Here is a 14,591-nt window from a genome sequence, read left to right as displayed (position 1 = left end):
GCAAACAAACGACAAAGCTTCCCCGGAAGCGGGCGCCGAACGCCGTCTCAATATGATCGAAGCAATTAATGAAGCGCTCGATCTGAAGATGACCGAAGACCCCGATATTGTCGTGATGGGCGAAGATGTCGGCTATTTCGGTGGTGTTTTTCGTGCAACCGCCGGGCTGCAGGAGAAGCATGGTAAGAACCGCGTTTTTGATACGCCAATTTCCGAATGCGGTATCATTGGTGCGGCGGTGGGGATGGGGGCCTATGGCCTGCGCCCCGTGCCGGAAATTCAGTTCGCTGATTACATCTATCCCGGGCTTGACCAGCTTATTTCAGAGGCGGCACGTTTGCGCTACCGGTCAGCCGGTGAATATATTGCACCAATGACAGTCCGCTCCCCCTTTGGCGGCGGTATTTTCGGCGGTCAGACACACAGCCAGAGCCCGGAAGCATTATTTGCCCATGTGGCAGGTCTTAAAACTGTAATCCCGGCAACACCTTATGATGCAAAGGGCCTACTGATTGCGGCAATTGAGGATAATGACCCGGTCATATTCTTCGAGCCAAAACGCATCTACAACGCACCCTTCACTGGCTATTATGACAAGCCGGTCGAGCCGTGGAAGAAACACCGCGACAGCATCGTGCCGGAGGGACATTATTCAATCCCGCTTGGTAAGGCGCGCATTGTGCAAGAGGGCGAGGCTATGACCGTGCTCGCATACGGCACGATGGTCCATGTGGCTGAGGCGGTGTGCCGCGAGAAGGGAATCGACGCTGAAATCCTCGATTTGCGGACTATTGTGCCGCTCGATATCGAAGCGATCGAGGCGTCGGTTAAGAAAACCGGGCGCTGTCTGATTGTCCATGAGGCAACGCGCACTGCCGGGTTTGGCGCAGAATTGTCCGCTCTGGTTATGGAGCGGTGCTTCTTCCACCTCGAAGCGCCGGTTGAACGCGTCACCGGTTTCGATACACCCTATCCGCATAGCCTTGAATGGGCGTATTTCCCTGGCCCCGTCCGTATCGGTGAAGCCATCGACAAGATTATGAAAGCCTGAGCCATGAGCCGTTTCACATTCAACATGCCCGATATTGGCGAAGGTATCGCCGAAGCTGAGATCGTCGATTGGCACGTCAAGGTCGGTGACCGGGTCGAAGAAGACCAGGAAATCGTCGATATGATGACCGACAAAGCGACGGTCCCGATGGAAAGCCCGGTTACGGGCACAGTTGTCGAAGTTGCAGGCGAAGCAGGGGATATGGTCGCAATCGGCGCTATGCTGGTTGTGGTTGAGGTCGAAGGTGGAATCCCTGAAGCCGTTGCCGAAGAGAATGAGCCTGCGGCCGAGCCAGCAGCGGCTGCTGAGCCGGAAGTGAAGGAAGCGCCAAATCCTGCGCCAGCTACAGCATTAGCACCGGCACCCACACCGACGCCGATTCCAGCATCGGCACCCGCTCCGGAGCCGGTTGCTAAGGCCCAATCAAATACGGCTCAACTAGCCACCAAAGTGCTCGCCAGCCCCGCAGTCCGCCAACGTGCGGCAGATATGGGCATTGATCTAGCCGAAGTTAAGCCTGCCGAAGATGGCCGTATTCGTCATGCTGACTTGGACGCGTTCCTGTCTTATAATGCCGGCGCTGGCTTTTCTCCTGCTGCGGCAAGCCGCGGCGACGAGACAGTAAAAGTCATCGGCCTTCGTAAGCGCATCGCGCAGAATATGGCGGCATCGAAGCGCAATATTCCTCACTTTTCCTACGTTGAAGAAGTCGACGTCACCGATCTTGAGGAAATGCGAGCCGATCTGAACGCCAATCGCGGTGACAAGCCCAAGCTGACAATGATGCCGCTTATAATTACGGCCATCTGCAAGCTCATTCCGCAATTCCCGATGATCAATGCCCGGTATGACGATGAGGCCAATATCGTAACGCGGCACGGTTCGGTGCACCTTGGCGTTGCCACCCAAACCGATGGCGGTCTGATGGTTCCGGTAATTCGCGACGCTCAGGCGAAAAATTTATGGCAATTAGCGCGAGAAATAGGCCGGTTGGCGGGGGCGGCGCGTGATGGCTCAGCCAAATCGGATGAGCTTTCGGGTTCGACCCTGACGCTTACATCGCTTGGTCCATTAGGCGGCGTTGCCACCACGCCTGTTATCAATCGCCCCGAAGTTGCGATTATCGGCCCCAACCGGATTATTGAACGGCCGATGTTTGTGCCAGATGGTAATGGCGGTGAACGGATTGAGAAGCGTAAACTCATGAACATCTCGATCAGCTGCGATCACCGCGTTGTCGATGGGTACGATGCGGCGAGCTTTATCCAGGAATTTAAGAAATTGGTCGAAACGCCAGTCTTGCTTTTGACTGACTAACCCCGCGCTGATTCAGCGGACAATCGCGCTATAGGTAATGTTGCCCTTGGCGCGGGTTGCATTTATGCGCCAGCGCAGATGCGTGACATCTTCAACCGATGCAACGCGTTCGCCGTAACGGTCTGTGATTCGAAGCGTGCCGATTTTGCCCCAATTGCGGCCTCCATCAACGGATACCGCATACGCATCCACGCTGCTTTGTTGGAACGCTAGTTGCTTTGGGACGGCGCTGGAAATTGTCAGATCGCGTGTTTGGGCACCGGCTTGCCACTCGACCATTAAAATAACTGTGTCGCCGCGCATCAGAGTGGATGCAGGTTCGATAATCTTGCCAGTTTGATTTGGCGCATCGCGCTCTACATAGACCGCACGCGAGGACTGCAAGGTCATTTGACCATGAGCGGCTGTTGCCAGTGCACAGGCAATCAGGCCTGCTGTGATTCCCAACCGCATCGCGCAACACTCCCAAACTCGAAAACCGAGGTGCAGGTCAGATGACACACAGAGTAAAAAATATGGTTAATGCGCCTAAAGCTATGCGCATTTTTGGGCCAAATGCAGAACTTATGAGCGCGGCGTGATTTTTGGCGTTTTTGTGCGTTGACAGCATTCGGAAGCTGCCCTAACTGCGCCTCTCCCAAGCGGTGCTTGCCCAAATATGCGGGTGTAGCTCAGTTGGTTAGAGCGCCGGCCTGTCACGCCGGAGGTCGCGAGTTCAAGTCTCGTCACTCGCGCCACTTGGGAAAATCCTAAATCATCAAATCGAACCAGTCCGCACTTGCGGGATTGGTTTGTCGTGAGCCGACGACGCGCCCTTCTGTGGAGTGCTACTTTGCGCTTACTCGCCCCATTTGCCCGTTTCCATCCAGATCAGGAACCGGCGCAGTGGCAACAGCCAGATTACGCCAAGAATCAGATAGATCACGGTCTGAATCAATGTCGGCCAGCCGTCGATCAGGTCGGGCAGATAGCGCGCGATCAGGATCGCATAAATCGTAAGGCCAACTAGAAGGCCCAAGATTCCAAGAGGGATCCGGGCGGAGGGTTCTTCACGCATCAAAATGGTCCGTATAAGCGGGTGGGGGTCACCACCGCGGTCAAATTCTGGTCATGCGGTTCGATGGGTAGTTCATCCATCAACTGACTGTCCCAACCCATGCCAATGGTTATCGTTTCGGGGTTCGCTGCGAGCCAGCGATCGTAATGGCCGCCGCCTTGGCCAAGACGCTCACCTGACGCGGTAAAGCCAATCACAGGCATAAATAGCACATCAGGCGTCAGCGCACGAGAATCGCCCGTGGGCTGCATTATATCTGATATTCCCTTTTCAAGTCCGCTCTCACCAAATGGATCGTCATACTCAGCAAATTGCATCGCTTCATCGTCGCCATCGAAGCGGGGCAAGGCTATAGTATGGCCAGACTCTGAGAAAAACCGCGCATAGGCGGCTGCGGGAGCTTCATCACGGCCTGCGTGATAAAGTCCGATAATAGCCGACGTTGGTATCAACGCCAACAGCGGTGCTGGAGGCTGGCGAAACAGCAGCGCACGTACATTTGCCGGGATCGCTTTCACATGTGCTGCTCGAGCGGCTCGTAAGTCTTTTCTCAGGCTCGCTTTGTCGCTCATCTGTAATTTTTGCCTATTGCCGCGCTGGAGAAGTGGCGAGACCACCATGGGTCGTTCTCCGGATATCCGCCGACGCCAGAACGTCAGGTGGGCGCCATATGCATCAGAGCCCCGGACGAACCGTTACTCTGGACAGGGACAGCTCCCTAGGATTTAATTATAGCCTCAGCGATGTTCTTCGGCTCGTACCGGGTAGCCCCGCCTCCTCCTATCTAGGAGGCCGGAGCCTTGCTCTCAAGCTTATCCGCACAATTTTCTAAAAGATCAGCGAATCGTTCCAATGATGGTGCCAGTTCAGGGTCACCCGCCAAGTCGCCGCTGCTTGCCAATACTTGCGCTGAAACTGGAGCAGCTCTGGCTTTGCTTTCCTGTACCAAGGCGTTGGCCCGCTCAAGGAGCAGGTCCTTGCTTTGGATTTGTTTAATCAACGTGTCACGTTCGCGCGTTAATTGAGCCACTTGCGAGGCTAGCGTTTCTTTTTCAGAAATTGCCGCATCGGTTTTCTCGCGCAGACTCTCCAATTCGATACGTATATCGTTCGCTTCTGCCGATTGGCGCTGCTGCGCTGATTGTAAGCCGTCGAGTTCTTCTTCGAGGCGAGCAACCGTGAGTTTGAGATCGTCTTGCTTTCCTTTGGCGAGATTGGCCTCGCGCTCGGCATTTGCAACAATTCCGGATTGCGCTTCCAATTTCGCTGTCGCACTTGCGGCAGTCTTCCGCGCCTCATGCAATTCGTCGGCTAAGAAAAGCGCGCCGAACAGGAGGTTCTGGGATTCGCTCGAAGAAAGACTTCCTCTCAATTGGCCCAGTTTTTCGTCGATAAGCCCGCCCAGGCTTATAACATGCGCCTCTTCACCTTCGGCGCAGGCAACGGTGTAATCCCGCCCGGCGATTGACAGTTTGACTTCGCTCATTGGCCAAGCTCCCCGATCAATTCATCAAGTTCATTCAACGTGCTAGATACTGTTTTGCGCAACATTTCATGCTTCTGGGCCAACGCCGAGGCGTCGGCTTGCGGTGCTGCTGGCTCAGGGCTTGAGGCATCCGCTACAGTGGAAATTCTGGCCAGCGCAGCTTCAATGCGCTTCACTGCGATTTCAATTCGTTCCTCGGTCATACCGTGTTTTTATCGCATTTGCCCAGTGGGCGCAAAGGTTTGCGGCGTCTTGTTGACAGTTTCGCGCAATTCGTAAGGCGGGGACAGAGTTTGAGCGAGGGACGCGCACAAGAACGGGGAAGATGTGGCGCACTGTCCTTGACCTGATGCAGTCTCTCCGCGAAGGCTTCCACCGTCTCGAATCACACCGAATCAATAGGCCAACGCGCCAGCAATTCGGCCATAAAACACTTCCGGCAGGAGCTTCCCGAATGAGCCTCGATCCGTCCCGCATGGCACCCATGGCCAATGCCATCCGTGCCCTTTCGATGGACGCAGTCCAGGCCGCCAATTCCGGACATCCCGGCATGCCGATGGGCATGGCCGATGTCGCGACAGTGCTGTGGTCGAAATATTTAAAATTTGATCCTTCCGCGCCTGATTGGGCTGACCGTGACCGTTTCGTCTTGTCAGCTGGTCATGGGTCAATGCTGATTTATTCGCTGCTGCACCTGTCAGGTTATGCGCAGCCGACGATGGATGACATCCGTAATTTTCGCCAGCTGGGTAGTCCGTGTGCGGGGCACCCCGAGAATTTTCTACTCGATGGCGTTGAATGCACCACCGGTCCATTGGGGCAAGGCGTGGCGATGGCAGTCGGCATGGCGATCGCTGAGCGCCAGTTAAACGCGCATTTCGGCGATGATCTCGTCAGCCACCGGACATGGGCCATTGCTGGTGACGGGTGCCTGATGGAAGGCATCAACCACGAAGCTGTCGGGCTTGCCGGTCATTTGAAGCTGGGCGGGCTCAATGTGTTATGGGACGACAACAATATCACGATTGACGGCGCTGCGGACCTTTCGACTAGCGAGGATGTAAAGGCTCGTCATGCGGCCGGTGGATGGCACGTTGTGAGCTGCGACGGCCATGATTTCGCCGATATCAGCCGTGCAATCGAAGAAGCGATGGAGGATGAACGCCCATCCCTAGTCGCTTGCAAAACAGTTATTGGAAAAGGTGCCCCGACCAAACAAGGCACTTCTGCCACGCACGGCGCACCGCTCGGAGCGGAGGAAATTGCCGGCGCTCGTGAGGCTTTGGGCTGGACGTCTGAGCCGTTTGTGGTTCCATCAGATATACTATCCGATTGGCATGCCACTGGAGAGCGCGGCAAGACCGAGCACGGCGCTTGGCAGGCCCGGCTTGATGGTTCTGCGAAAAAGGCAGAATTGCAGTCGCGCCTTGGCAGCATTTCCGACCTCGCAGGTCCCGCAATTGCCGATCATATCAAGAGCTTAGCGGCTGATCCGAAGAATGTCGCGACGCGAAAATCTTCTGAAATGGCGCTTGGACCGTTGACCGAAAAACTGCCGCAATTGATCGGCGGCTCGGCGGATTTAACCGGTTCGAACAATACCAAAACGCCGAGCACACTGCCGTTTGGCGCCGATGATTATTCCGGCCGTTATATGTATTACGGCATTCGCGAATTTGGCATGGCTGCTGCGATGAATGGTATGATGCTGCATGGCGGCGTTGTCCCGTACGGCGGTACGTTCCTGATCTTCAGTGATTACTGCCGCAATGCGATCCGCCTGTCTGCGCTGCAGCAAATCGGGGTTGTTTATGTGATGACGCATGACAGCATCGGCCTTGGCGAAGATGGACCGACGCATCAGCCAGTCGAACAGGTAATGAGCCTTCGTCTTGTGCCAAACCTCAACGTTTACCGTCCTTGTGATGCAGTTGAGACTGCTGAATGCTGGGCGCTCGCGTTGCAGACTTCGTCGACACCTTCGATTTTGGCACTGTCGCGGCAGAACCTTCCGCAATTGCGCGGTGAAGGGGATGACAGCTGGTCGGCAGAAACCAATCGTTCTGCCAAAGGAGGATACCGCCTCCGCTCGGCAAAGGCTGCTCGCAAGGTCGTGCTTATCGCAACGGGTTCCGAAGTGGCACTGGCGGCTGAAACCGCTGAAGCGCTTGAAGCTAAGGGCATTGGCGCAGATGTCGTGTCGATGCCTTGTGCCGAATTGTTCGATGCGCAGGATGCAGCCTACCGCGCAGATGTGCTGGGCGGCGATGCGTTGAAAGTTTCGATTGAGGCCGGGGTCAGTTTCGGTTGGGAGCGTTATACCGGTATTGATGGTATCAACATTGGTCTCGACCGGTTTGGTGCTTCGGCTCCGGCCGACGATTTGTTCAAGAAATTCGGTTTCACTGTGGACGCGATTGTTCCGCAAATTACTAATAAACTCAATGGTTAAGCAGGAGTTCTTCCATGGCGACTAAGGTTGCAATCAACGGTTTTGGACGCATTGGACGTCTGGTGGCACGCGCGATTTTGGAGCGTAGCGATCACGATCTTGAATTGGTGGCGATTAACGATTTGGCCGATGCCAAAGCGAATGCGCTGCTTTTTCAGTTCGATTCAACCCATGGCCGCTTCCCTGGAACGGTCTCGGCGGACTCCGACAGCATAACCGTTAACGGCAAGAAAATCGCGGTCACGTCCGAGCGCAATCCTGGCGATTTGCCGCATGCCGCAATGGGTGTCGACATCGTTCTGGAATGCACCGGGTTCTTCCAGTCGCATGATGCAGCAAAGCCGCATCTGGATGCTGGTGCAAAGCGGGTGCTGATCTCGGCCCCAGCTGGCGGCGTGAGCGCGACAATCGTTTACGGTGTCAATCACGACATCTTGACGTCAGACGATGTCATTGTTTCCAATGCAAGTTGCACCACAAACTGCCTCTCTCCGGTGGCTAAGGTCTTGAACGATCTCGTCGGTATCGAACGCGGTTTTATGACGACTATCCACTCTTATACCAATGACCAGCGTATGCTCGACCAGATGCATAGCGATATGCGCCGTGCCCGCGGTGGCGCACAGAATATGATACCGACCACAACCGGCGCTGCGCGTGCTGTCGGTCTGGTGCTGCCTGAACTGGCTGGTAAGCTGGACGGTAGCTCGGTTCGTGTGCCGACACCGAATGTCTCGCTTGTTGATCTGGTCTTCGTGCCTGGCCGTGATACTACCAAAGACGAGTTGAATGCCGCGTTGAAGGCGGCTGCGCATGGCCCGATGAAAGGCGTGCTCGATTTCACTGATCAGCCGCTGGTGAGCAGCGATTTCAACCACTATCCCGCCAGCTCGACCATCGACAGCCTCGAAACCTCGGTCATGGAAGGCAAACTGTGCCGCGTGGTATCGTGGTACGATAATGAATGGGGCTTTTCCAACCGCATGATTGACACTGCAGGCGTGATGGCGGGCCTCCTTTAAGGAATATGGCATGAGCAGCTTCAAAACTCTGGACGACCTTGGCGACATTAGCGGCAAGGTCGCTTTAGTCCGCGTCGATTTGAATCTGCCCATGAATGGCGGTTCGGTGACCGATACTACTCGCGTTCAGGCATCTGCGCCCACCATCCTGGAGCTTGCCGATGCCGGAGCGAAAGTGCTGCTTCTAGCCCATTTCGGCCGCCCGAAGGGTGAGCGTAATTCGACCATGTCGGTCAGTATGACGCTAGACGCAGTTGAAGATGTGCTTGGCCGCGAAGTCATGTTCATTCCCGAAGTGCAGGGCCTGGTGGTCAACCAATCAATCGGTATTTTACGCAATGGCGATATCGGTCTGCTTGAAAATACGCGGTTCTGGCATGGTGAAGAGGCAAATGATGCTGACTTTGCAAAGGGCATTGCGGCAAATGCTGACCTTTACGTCAACGATGCGTTCTCCGCAGCGCACCGTGCCCACGCCAGCACCGAAGGCCTCGCTCATATCCTGCCATCCTATGCTGGCAGAGCGATGGAAAAGGAACTCAAAGCTCTGGAAGCTGCGCTTGAAAGTCCGGAGCAACCTGTGGCAGCGGTCGTAGGCGGGGCAAAAGTTTCATCCAAGCTGGCAGTTCTCGAAAACCTTGTTGGCCGGGTCCAACACCTGATTATTGGTGGCGGCATGGCGAACACGTTCCTTGCCGCCCGAGGTGTGGATGTCGGAAAGTCATTGTGCGAGCATGATCTGACAGACACTGCCAACGCCATAATGGACAAAGCTGACCATGCTGGCTGCACTGTGCATTTGCCCTATGATGTAGCGGTAGCGAAGGAATTTGCTGCGAACCCGCCGAGCCTGCGAATCTGTAATGTTCATGAGGTCGCTGCTGACGAAATGATTCTCGACGTAGGCCCTCAGGCGGTTGAGGCATTGGGTGATGTGCTGAAAACGTGCCGTACACTGGTCTGGAATGGTCCGATGGGCGCGTTTGAAACGGAACCATTTGATGATGCAACCGTAGCTTTGGCGAAGATTGCCGCCGCTCTGACTCAAGACGGCTCACTTGTGTCGGTTGCCGGAGGCGGTGACACTGTTGCGGCACTGAATCACGCCGGCGTGGCGGGTGATTTCACCTATATATCAACCGCTGGCGGCGCGTTTCTCGAATGGATGGAGGGCAAGGAATTGCCCGGCGTTTCGGCGCTGAAGGGGTAAAATGGTGGCTGAGGAACTCCATCTTTTCTCAACGCCATTTATTACTGACACCCTAGCCAGCGAGGAAGGTTTGCGCCTTCTTTTAAAAGCAGTGCAAGCAGAACAAGAACGCGACGCAACCGGCGTCCAAATTTCTAACATCAATGGTTGGCATTCCAACACGCAGATGGTCGAATGGGGCGGGGAAGCTGCACGCGCCTTGGTATATAAGGCGATGCAGATGGCCGACAGCCAGACTGTGGATGTTAAATCGCCCGAGGAAAGCCGTTTTGGCTGGATTCCGGAAATGTGGGCCAATGTCAGTGGCAAGGGCAGCGCGAACCAATATCACACCCATCCGGGCAGTTTTTGGTCGGCGGTCGCTTATCTTGATGATGGATACTTGGGGGACGATAGTCCGCAATTAGGCGGAGAACTGCAATTGCAGGATCCGAGAATGCCGATGATCCGCATGACCGCGCCGGATTTGCGAATTCTCGGCCAAAACGGTCAACATCAGCCGAACGAAATATCAATCAGGCCGAAGACCGGAATGATTGTGATGTTCCCCAGCTGGTTGCAACATGCCGTGCGTCCGTTTGGCGGAGGCGGCACTCGTGTTTCTATAGCCATAAATTTGGTGCCTGCACTTAGCCGCGCCTAACATGGTGCCCGTAGTTGCGAAGCGCAGAATTGCTGTTTAAAGGCGCGGATTATTCACCGTGCATTCGTATGCATGGACCATGTCTAGCTTGGGAAGCAAACAATGAATCAGCAGCAAATGACCGATAAAATCGCAAACGGCCTCGGCTTTATCGCGGCGCTGGATCAAAGTGGTGGTTCAACCCCGAAGGCGTTGCGCGCCTATGGTGTTTCGGACGACGAATGGTCTGGCGACGAAGAAATGTTCGGCAAGATCCACGAGATGCGCAGTCGTGTTATCACTTCGCCCTGCTTTGCCAGCGGCAAAGTTATTGGGGCGATCCTGTTTGAAAAGACAATGGATAGCGAGGTTGAAGGCAAGCCGACTCCTGAAGCGTTGAAGGATCGCGGTGTTGTGCCGTTCCTTAAAGTGGATAAGGGCCTTGCCGACGAAGCCAACGGCGTGCAGCTGATGAACCCCAATCCGGATCTTGATGCACTGCTGGCGAAGGGGAAATCGAAAGGCGTTTTCGGCACCAAGATGCGTTCGGTGATTAACAGCGCCAATGCTGAAGGAATTGCGGCAAATGTTGCACAGCAATTTGAAGTGGGTCGGCAAATTCTTGCTAGCGGCCTGATGCCAATTCTTGAACCAGAGGTCACAATTAGCGCGCCTGACCGGGCTGAAGCCGAGGAGCTGGTTCTCGCCGAAATCCTTAAAGGCCTCGATGCGTTACCCGAAGGTCAGCAGGTAATGCTGAAGCTGACCATCCCGAAGAAAGCGAATCTGTATCAGCCATTGGTGGACCATCCCAAAACTCTGCGGGTTGTCGCTCTGTCTGGTGGTTTTGTCCGTGAAGAAGCTTGCGAAGAGCTGGCCGTTAACACTGGTATGATCGCCAGTTTCAGCCGTGCGTTATTGGAAGAATTGCGCGCGCAAATGGATGATGTGCAATTTGATGAAGCCTTGGGTGAAGCGATCAACCATATCCAACGCGCTTCGGTTGCGGGCTGATAAGGCACTCCTGACCATCCATTGGCGTTCGAATTTTGGCGTCAGCGCTTGGATATGGCGAATAGCAGCGTTATGCGGAGTGTATGAGCAACAATATCCCGCAGTGCCAACTTTACCTCATCTCGCCGCAAGACGTTGGCGGTGACTTTCCGCAGCGCCTGACCCGTGCTTTGCAGGCTGGTCCGGTCGCTGCGTTTCAGTTCCGAGTTAAGGGGGTGGAGCAGCATGAGGCCGCAAAGCTTGCCGCACCCTTGCAGGAAATCTGTGCCGCGCACGACGTTGCATTTATCATTAACGATGACGTTGGCCTCGCTAAGCGCTTGGGTGCCGACGGAGTGCATCTGGGGCAGAATGACGGCTCACCTAAGGATGCGCGCCAGGAGCTCGGGGATGATGTCCAGATAGGCGTTACCTGCCATGCCAGCCGCCATTTGGCGATGGAGGCCGGAGAGCAGGGGGCAGATTACGTCGCCTTCGGCCAATTCTTTCCCAGTGCCACCAAAGATAGTGACCACCGCGCTGAAACCGAACTGCTCGAGTTTTGGAGCAATCTGTTCGAAATTCCGCAAGTCGCCATTGGAGGCATCACTCCGGAAAATTGCCAACCCTTAATCGAAGCAGGCGCTGATTTTCTCGCGGTGTCGGGCGCAGTTTGGAACGGTGACGAAGGCGAGGTAGTAAAAGCCTTCAACGAAGCACTCGGTAAATACAAGCGAGTGCATCGTGAGGGTTAAGCTGCTACACAATAGCAATGAATATTGTTGACCGTACCCTTACCGTCGTCGTCACCGCGACATTGACCTCTGCCTTTTGGATTATTGCGGGCGGCACTCTGCTTGAGAATGCCGACAGTGACAGCCAGATCGCCAGTACGCGACCCGCAGATGCTGCGCCAAGCCCCGCGCCGGCTTTGACTCAAATAGTCGACATCGAGGCTGGTGAATCAACAGCGCCCGTTGCCGGACTGGATACGGCATCTGCGAGTCAGCCTGACAAATCCGAGATGCGCGATTTAGTCGTGCCGGTGCTTAATGTGCGTGCGTCGGACCTTTCAGACACTTTCAATAAAGAAAGCGTCGATGGTTCAAGTCTGCATGAAGCACTCGACATTATGGCACCTGAAGGCACCAGTGTTGTCGCTGCGTCGCCAGGCACAATCGAAAAGTTGTTCGTTTCCAAAGCAGGCGGCAAGACGATGTATGTCCGTTCCGGTGACCGACAAACTATTCATTATTACGCGCATCTCGGAGAATATGCCGAGGGCTTGAAAGAAGGGCAGCGCGTGCGGCGCGGCCAAAGGCTTGGTACAGTTGGGAGTACGGGAAATGCTTCGTCCGAAGCTCCACATCTCCATTTTGCCATTTTGAGAACTACGAAGGACGCTCAGTGGTGGGAACCGGCCAACGCGGTCAATCCTTATCCGCTGTTCACTAGGTAGAAGTTTAAACCGAAGAAGCCTGCCGAACACACCGGACGCGACCCGGTTTTCCGTCTTCGTCAATCCACCGTAGCGTTACCTTGCCGGATCTTTCGAAACGGACACCCTTCATCGGGCCGCGCGTGAAAATGACTCGCTTGCCGGTTAGCAAGTAGGTTCCTGACCCTGCGTCTGTGTGGTATGTCGAACCATTACCAATCGTGAAATGTTTGTCGGGCAAATCGATCCATGCCTGACCACCTGCATCGCCTGGCTCTGAACAGCTATAATAACCCAGTGGCAAAGTGCCCAATCGGCCCGACTCAGCTGATGTAACTGAGGCCAAGGAGAGCAACGCGATGGCTACGATTGATATCCGGGGCTTAAGCATTTTTGCATCCATTCGGTCAGTTTAGGCCATAGCATAGCACCAGCCACCTTGCTCGCTGGTGAGTGCTCGGCTAAGGGCGCGACATAGAGCGTCGCCTCAGGGCACGCAAATCCCAATGAAGGCTCTTTGAACCATGAAAATCAGCGGCGTGGACATTCGTCCCGGCAACATCATTGAATATGAAGGCGGCATCTGGAAAGTTGCCAAAATTCAGCACACCCAACCTGGCAAAGGCGGGGCCTATATGCAGGTCGAGATGAAGAATTTGCAGGACGGCCGCAAAACCAATGTGCGATTCCGTAGCGCCGACACGGTTGAGAAGGTGCGTCTCGATACCAAGGAATTTCAGTTCCTCTACGAAGACGGGGCGCTGCTGGTATTCATGGATGGCGACACTTTCGAGCAGATAAACCTTGAGTCCGACTTGCTTGGTGATGCCAAGGAATTTTTGCAGGATGGTATGCAGGTAACGCTGGAATTGTGGGACGAAAAGCCGATTTCGGTCGCGCTTCCGGACCAGATAGAGGCGGAAATTGTTGAAGCTGACGCAGTGGTCAAGGGGCAAACCGCTTCATCAAGCTATAAGCCAGCCGTTCTCGACAATGGCGTGCGCGTTATGGTTCCGCCGCATATCGGAGCAGGCACGCGGATTATCGTAGATGTCTATGAACGCACCTATGTCGGCAAGGCTAGCTGATAGATCATGGCAGCTGTATCAGGACTAATCCGCGTCATGGAACGCGCCGCGCGTAAAGCGGGCCACCGTTTGCGCCGCGATTTCGGCGAAGTTGAGCATTTGCAGGTGAGCCACAAAGGCCCTGCGGATTTCGTTTCCAAAGCCGATATGCGGAGCGAGCGCACTTTGTATGACGAATTGCTGATTGCGCGCCCCGATTGGGGCTTCGTGCTGGAAGAAGGCGGGGTGATCGAAGGGGCGCCCGACATGCCGCGCTGGATCATCGATCCGCTCGATGGGACCAGCAATTTTCTTCATGCAATCCCCCATTTCGCCATTTCGATCGCCGCTCAGGAACCAAAGCCCGGCGGACAGGGGTGGGGCGATGTGATCGGTGCTGTGGTTTATAACCCGGTTACAGACGAAACATTCTGGGCCGAGAAGAACCGCGGCGCTTGGCTTCAAGACGCCCGATTGCGTGTTTCGGCGCGCCGTAGCCTAAGCGAATCGCTGATTTCCACCGGAATTCCTTTTCAAGGACACGGTGATTTTTCCGAATGGAGCAAGGTTTTTGCGGCCATCGGTCCCGAAGTTGCTGGTATTCGCCGCAATGGCGCGGCCTCGCTCGATCTCGCATGGCTGGCTGCTGGCCGATATGACGGTTTCTGGGAAAGCGGCCTCAAAGATTGGGACACGGCAGCCGGTTGCCTGCTCGTGCGCGAGGCTGGCGGCTTTGTCAGCGATTATCGCGGGCGGTCAGAGCCGATCCATTCCAAGCAGGTTTTGGCAGCAAATGATGCGCTTCATTCGAAGCTTCACAAGCTGCTGGCGGGTGCGTTGAAAAAGTAATCTGAAATGGATGCTTGAAGCGAAGGC

17 protein-coding genes and 1 tRNA gene are annotated in these 14,591 nt (G+C 55.2%); 12 read left to right on the top strand and 6 right to left on the bottom strand.

From position 1 onward, the window contains the following. The first annotated feature begins 52 nt into the window (after nucleotides 1–52). Both GRI36_RS09675 and GRI36_RS09670 read left to right on the top strand, forming a co-directional pair. Nucleotides 53–1,051: an alpha-ketoacid dehydrogenase subunit beta gene (locus GRI36_RS09675; RefSeq protein WP_160599164.1), complete on the top strand. Its 999-nt coding sequence runs from the start codon at nucleotides 53–55 to the stop codon at nucleotides 1,049–1,051. Between the two features lie 3 nt (nucleotides 1,052–1,054). Then, a complete protein-coding gene (locus GRI36_RS09670; RefSeq protein ID WP_160598278.1) occupies nucleotides 1,055–2,368 on the top strand; it encodes a dihydrolipoamide acetyltransferase family protein in 1,314 nt (437 codons plus the stop codon). A 12-nt stretch (nucleotides 2,369–2,380) separates the two neighbouring features. Here GRI36_RS09670 and GRI36_RS09665 read toward each other — a convergent pair whose 3' ends face one another. Then, entirely contained in the window at nucleotides 2,381–2,821 is a 441-nt protein-coding gene (locus tag GRI36_RS09665; RefSeq protein ID WP_160598277.1) for a hypothetical protein, read from the bottom strand. 207 nt (nucleotides 2,822–3,028) lie between these two features. On the opposite strand from GRI36_RS09665, the gene GRI36_RS09660 reads away from it, so the two are divergent. After that, a tRNA-Asp gene (locus tag GRI36_RS09660) sits at nucleotides 3,029–3,105 on the top strand. Nucleotides 3,106–3,206: 101 nt separating this feature from the next. On the opposite strand, the gene GRI36_RS09655 is transcribed toward GRI36_RS09660, so the two are convergent. The 4 genes from GRI36_RS09655 to GRI36_RS09640 all read right to left on the bottom strand — a co-directional run bounded on the left by GRI36_RS09655 (nucleotide 3,207) and on the right by GRI36_RS09640 (nucleotide 5,114). Continuing rightward, nucleotides 3,207–3,425, bottom strand: coding sequence for a DUF2842 domain-containing protein (locus GRI36_RS09655; RefSeq protein WP_160598276.1), 219 nt, complete (start codon nucleotides 3,423–3,425; stop codon nucleotides 3,207–3,209). Continuing rightward, on the bottom strand, nucleotides 3,425–3,997 hold the full coding sequence (locus GRI36_RS09650) for a 5-formyltetrahydrofolate cyclo-ligase (protein WP_160598275.1): 573 nt from the start codon (nucleotides 3,995–3,997) through the stop codon (nucleotides 3,425–3,427). The genes GRI36_RS09655 and GRI36_RS09650 overlap by 1 nt, the downstream gene beginning before the upstream one ends. A 212-nt stretch (nucleotides 3,998–4,209) precedes the next feature. Further along, nucleotides 4,210–4,911, bottom strand: coding sequence for a cell division protein ZapA (zapA, locus tag GRI36_RS09645; RefSeq protein WP_160598274.1), 702 nt, complete (start codon nucleotides 4,909–4,911; stop codon nucleotides 4,210–4,212). After that, the gene (locus GRI36_RS09640) at nucleotides 4,908–5,114 is read right to left on the bottom strand and encodes a hypothetical protein (protein WP_160598273.1); all 207 of its coding nucleotides are present in this window, start codon (nucleotides 5,112–5,114) and stop codon (nucleotides 4,908–4,910) included. The genes zapA and GRI36_RS09640 overlap by 4 nt, the downstream gene beginning before the upstream one ends. A gap of 251 nt (nucleotides 5,115–5,365) precedes the next feature. On the opposite strand from GRI36_RS09640, the gene tkt reads away from it, so the two are divergent. The 7 genes from tkt to GRI36_RS09605 all read left to right on the top strand — a co-directional run bounded on the left by tkt (nucleotide 5,366) and on the right by GRI36_RS09605 (nucleotide 12,669). Continuing rightward, nucleotides 5,366–7,363 carry a transketolase gene (gene tkt / locus GRI36_RS09635; RefSeq protein WP_160598272.1) on the top strand — a complete coding sequence of 666 codons (1,998 nt, stop codon included), beginning with the start codon at nucleotides 5,366–5,368 and terminating at the stop codon, nucleotides 7,361–7,363. A gap of 14 nt (nucleotides 7,364–7,377) precedes the next feature. Further along, the gene (gene gap, locus GRI36_RS09630; RefSeq protein ID WP_160598271.1) at nucleotides 7,378–8,385 is read left to right on the top strand and encodes a type I glyceraldehyde-3-phosphate dehydrogenase; all 1,008 of its coding nucleotides are present in this window, start codon (nucleotides 7,378–7,380) and stop codon (nucleotides 8,383–8,385) included. 10 nt (nucleotides 8,386–8,395) lie between these two features. After that, nucleotides 8,396–9,595: a phosphoglycerate kinase gene (locus tag GRI36_RS09625; protein WP_160598270.1), complete on the top strand. Its 1,200-nt coding sequence runs from the start codon at nucleotides 8,396–8,398 to the stop codon at nucleotides 9,593–9,595. Nucleotides 9,596–9,599: 4 nt separating this feature from the next. After that, complete coding sequence (locus tag GRI36_RS09620) at nucleotides 9,600–10,238, top strand: 2OG-Fe(II) oxygenase family protein (protein ID WP_160599163.1); 639 nt, start codon at nucleotides 9,600–9,602, stop codon at nucleotides 10,236–10,238. Between the two features lie 102 nt (nucleotides 10,239–10,340). Continuing rightward, nucleotides 10,341–11,231: a fructose bisphosphate aldolase gene (locus GRI36_RS09615; RefSeq protein ID WP_160598269.1), complete on the top strand. Its 891-nt coding sequence runs from the start codon at nucleotides 10,341–10,343 to the stop codon at nucleotides 11,229–11,231. 83 nt (nucleotides 11,232–11,314) lie between these two features. Further along, entirely contained in the window at nucleotides 11,315–11,965 is a 651-nt protein-coding gene (gene thiE, locus GRI36_RS09610) for a thiamine phosphate synthase (protein ID WP_160598268.1), read from the top strand. A 17-nt stretch (nucleotides 11,966–11,982) separates the two neighbouring features. Further along, on the top strand, nucleotides 11,983–12,669 hold the full coding sequence (locus tag GRI36_RS09605; RefSeq protein ID WP_160598267.1) for a M23 family metallopeptidase: 687 nt from the start codon (nucleotides 11,983–11,985) through the stop codon (nucleotides 12,667–12,669). A 4-nt stretch (nucleotides 12,670–12,673) separates the two neighbouring features. Here the strand turns inward: GRI36_RS09605 and GRI36_RS09600 are convergent, their stop codons facing one another. Then, nucleotides 12,674–13,039 carry an elongation factor P gene (locus tag GRI36_RS09600; protein ID WP_235902215.1) on the bottom strand — a complete coding sequence of 122 codons (366 nt, stop codon included), beginning with the start codon at nucleotides 13,037–13,039 and terminating at the stop codon, nucleotides 12,674–12,676. A 133-nt stretch (nucleotides 13,040–13,172) separates the two neighbouring features. Between GRI36_RS09600 and efp the strand changes: the two genes are divergently transcribed. Both efp and GRI36_RS09590 read left to right on the top strand, forming a co-directional pair. Continuing rightward, entirely contained in the window at nucleotides 13,173–13,736 is a 564-nt protein-coding gene (efp, locus tag GRI36_RS09595; protein WP_160598266.1) for an elongation factor P, read from the top strand. A gap of 6 nt (nucleotides 13,737–13,742) precedes the next feature. Beyond that, nucleotides 13,743–14,564 carry an inositol monophosphatase family protein gene (locus GRI36_RS09590; RefSeq protein WP_160598265.1) on the top strand — a complete coding sequence of 274 codons (822 nt, stop codon included), beginning with the start codon at nucleotides 13,743–13,745 and terminating at the stop codon, nucleotides 14,562–14,564. The last annotated feature ends 27 nt before the right edge of the window (nucleotides 14,565–14,591 follow it).

Origin of the sequence: Pontixanthobacter gangjinensis (assembly GCF_009827545.1) — a bacterium.
In the GTDB taxonomy this organism is placed as follows: domain Bacteria; phylum Pseudomonadota; class Alphaproteobacteria; order Sphingomonadales; family Sphingomonadaceae; genus Pontixanthobacter; species Pontixanthobacter gangjinensis.
Note: the sequence above shows the minus strand (reverse complement) of the source record. Positions and strands in the feature narration are given on the sequence as shown.

Bases quoted from the DNA above. Each gene is read 5' to 3' on its own strand.
- GRI36_RS09655 (WP_160598276.1), bottom strand. From the start codon at position 3,425: ATGCGTGAAGAACCCTCCGCCCGGATCCCTCTTGGAATCTTGGGCCTT.
- GRI36_RS09670 (WP_160598278.1), top strand. From the start codon at position 1,055: ATGAGCCGTTTCACATTCAACATGCCCGATATTGGCGAAGGTATCGCC.
- thiE (WP_160598268.1), top strand. From the start codon at position 11,315: ATGAGCAACAATATCCCGCAGTGCCAACTTTACCTCATCTCGCCGCAA.
- GRI36_RS09605 (WP_160598267.1), top strand. From the start codon at position 11,983: ATGAATATTGTTGACCGTACCCTTACCGTCGTCGTCACCGCGACATTG.
- GRI36_RS09640 (WP_160598273.1), bottom strand. From the start codon at position 5,114: ATGACCGAGGAACGAATTGAAATCGCAGTGAAGCGCATTGAAGCTGCG.
- efp (WP_160598266.1), top strand. From the start codon at position 13,173: ATGAAAATCAGCGGCGTGGACATTCGTCCCGGCAACATCATTGAATAT.
- GRI36_RS09625 (WP_160598270.1), top strand. From the start codon at position 8,396: ATGAGCAGCTTCAAAACTCTGGACGACCTTGGCGACATTAGCGGCAAG.
- GRI36_RS09675 (WP_160599164.1), top strand. From the start codon at position 53: ATGATCGAAGCAATTAATGAAGCGCTCGATCTGAAGATGACCGAAGAC.
- GRI36_RS09600 (WP_235902215.1), bottom strand. From the start codon at position 13,039: ATGCTTAAGCCCCGGATATCAATCGTAGCCATCGCGTTGCTCTCCTTG.
- zapA (WP_160598274.1), bottom strand. From the start codon at position 4,911: ATGAGCGAAGTCAAACTGTCAATCGCCGGGCGGGATTACACCGTTGCC.
- GRI36_RS09615 (WP_160598269.1), top strand. From the start codon at position 10,341: ATGAATCAGCAGCAAATGACCGATAAAATCGCAAACGGCCTCGGCTTT.
- gap (WP_160598271.1), top strand. From the start codon at position 7,378: ATGGCGACTAAGGTTGCAATCAACGGTTTTGGACGCATTGGACGTCTG.
- tkt (WP_160598272.1), top strand. From the start codon at position 5,366: ATGAGCCTCGATCCGTCCCGCATGGCACCCATGGCCAATGCCATCCGT.
- GRI36_RS09665 (WP_160598277.1), bottom strand. From the start codon at position 2,821: ATGCGGTTGGGAATCACAGCAGGCCTGATTGCCTGTGCACTGGCAACA.
- GRI36_RS09590 (WP_160598265.1), top strand. From the start codon at position 13,743: ATGGCAGCTGTATCAGGACTAATCCGCGTCATGGAACGCGCCGCGCGT.
- GRI36_RS09650 (WP_160598275.1), bottom strand. From the start codon at position 3,997: ATGAGCGACAAAGCGAGCCTGAGAAAAGACTTACGAGCCGCTCGAGCA.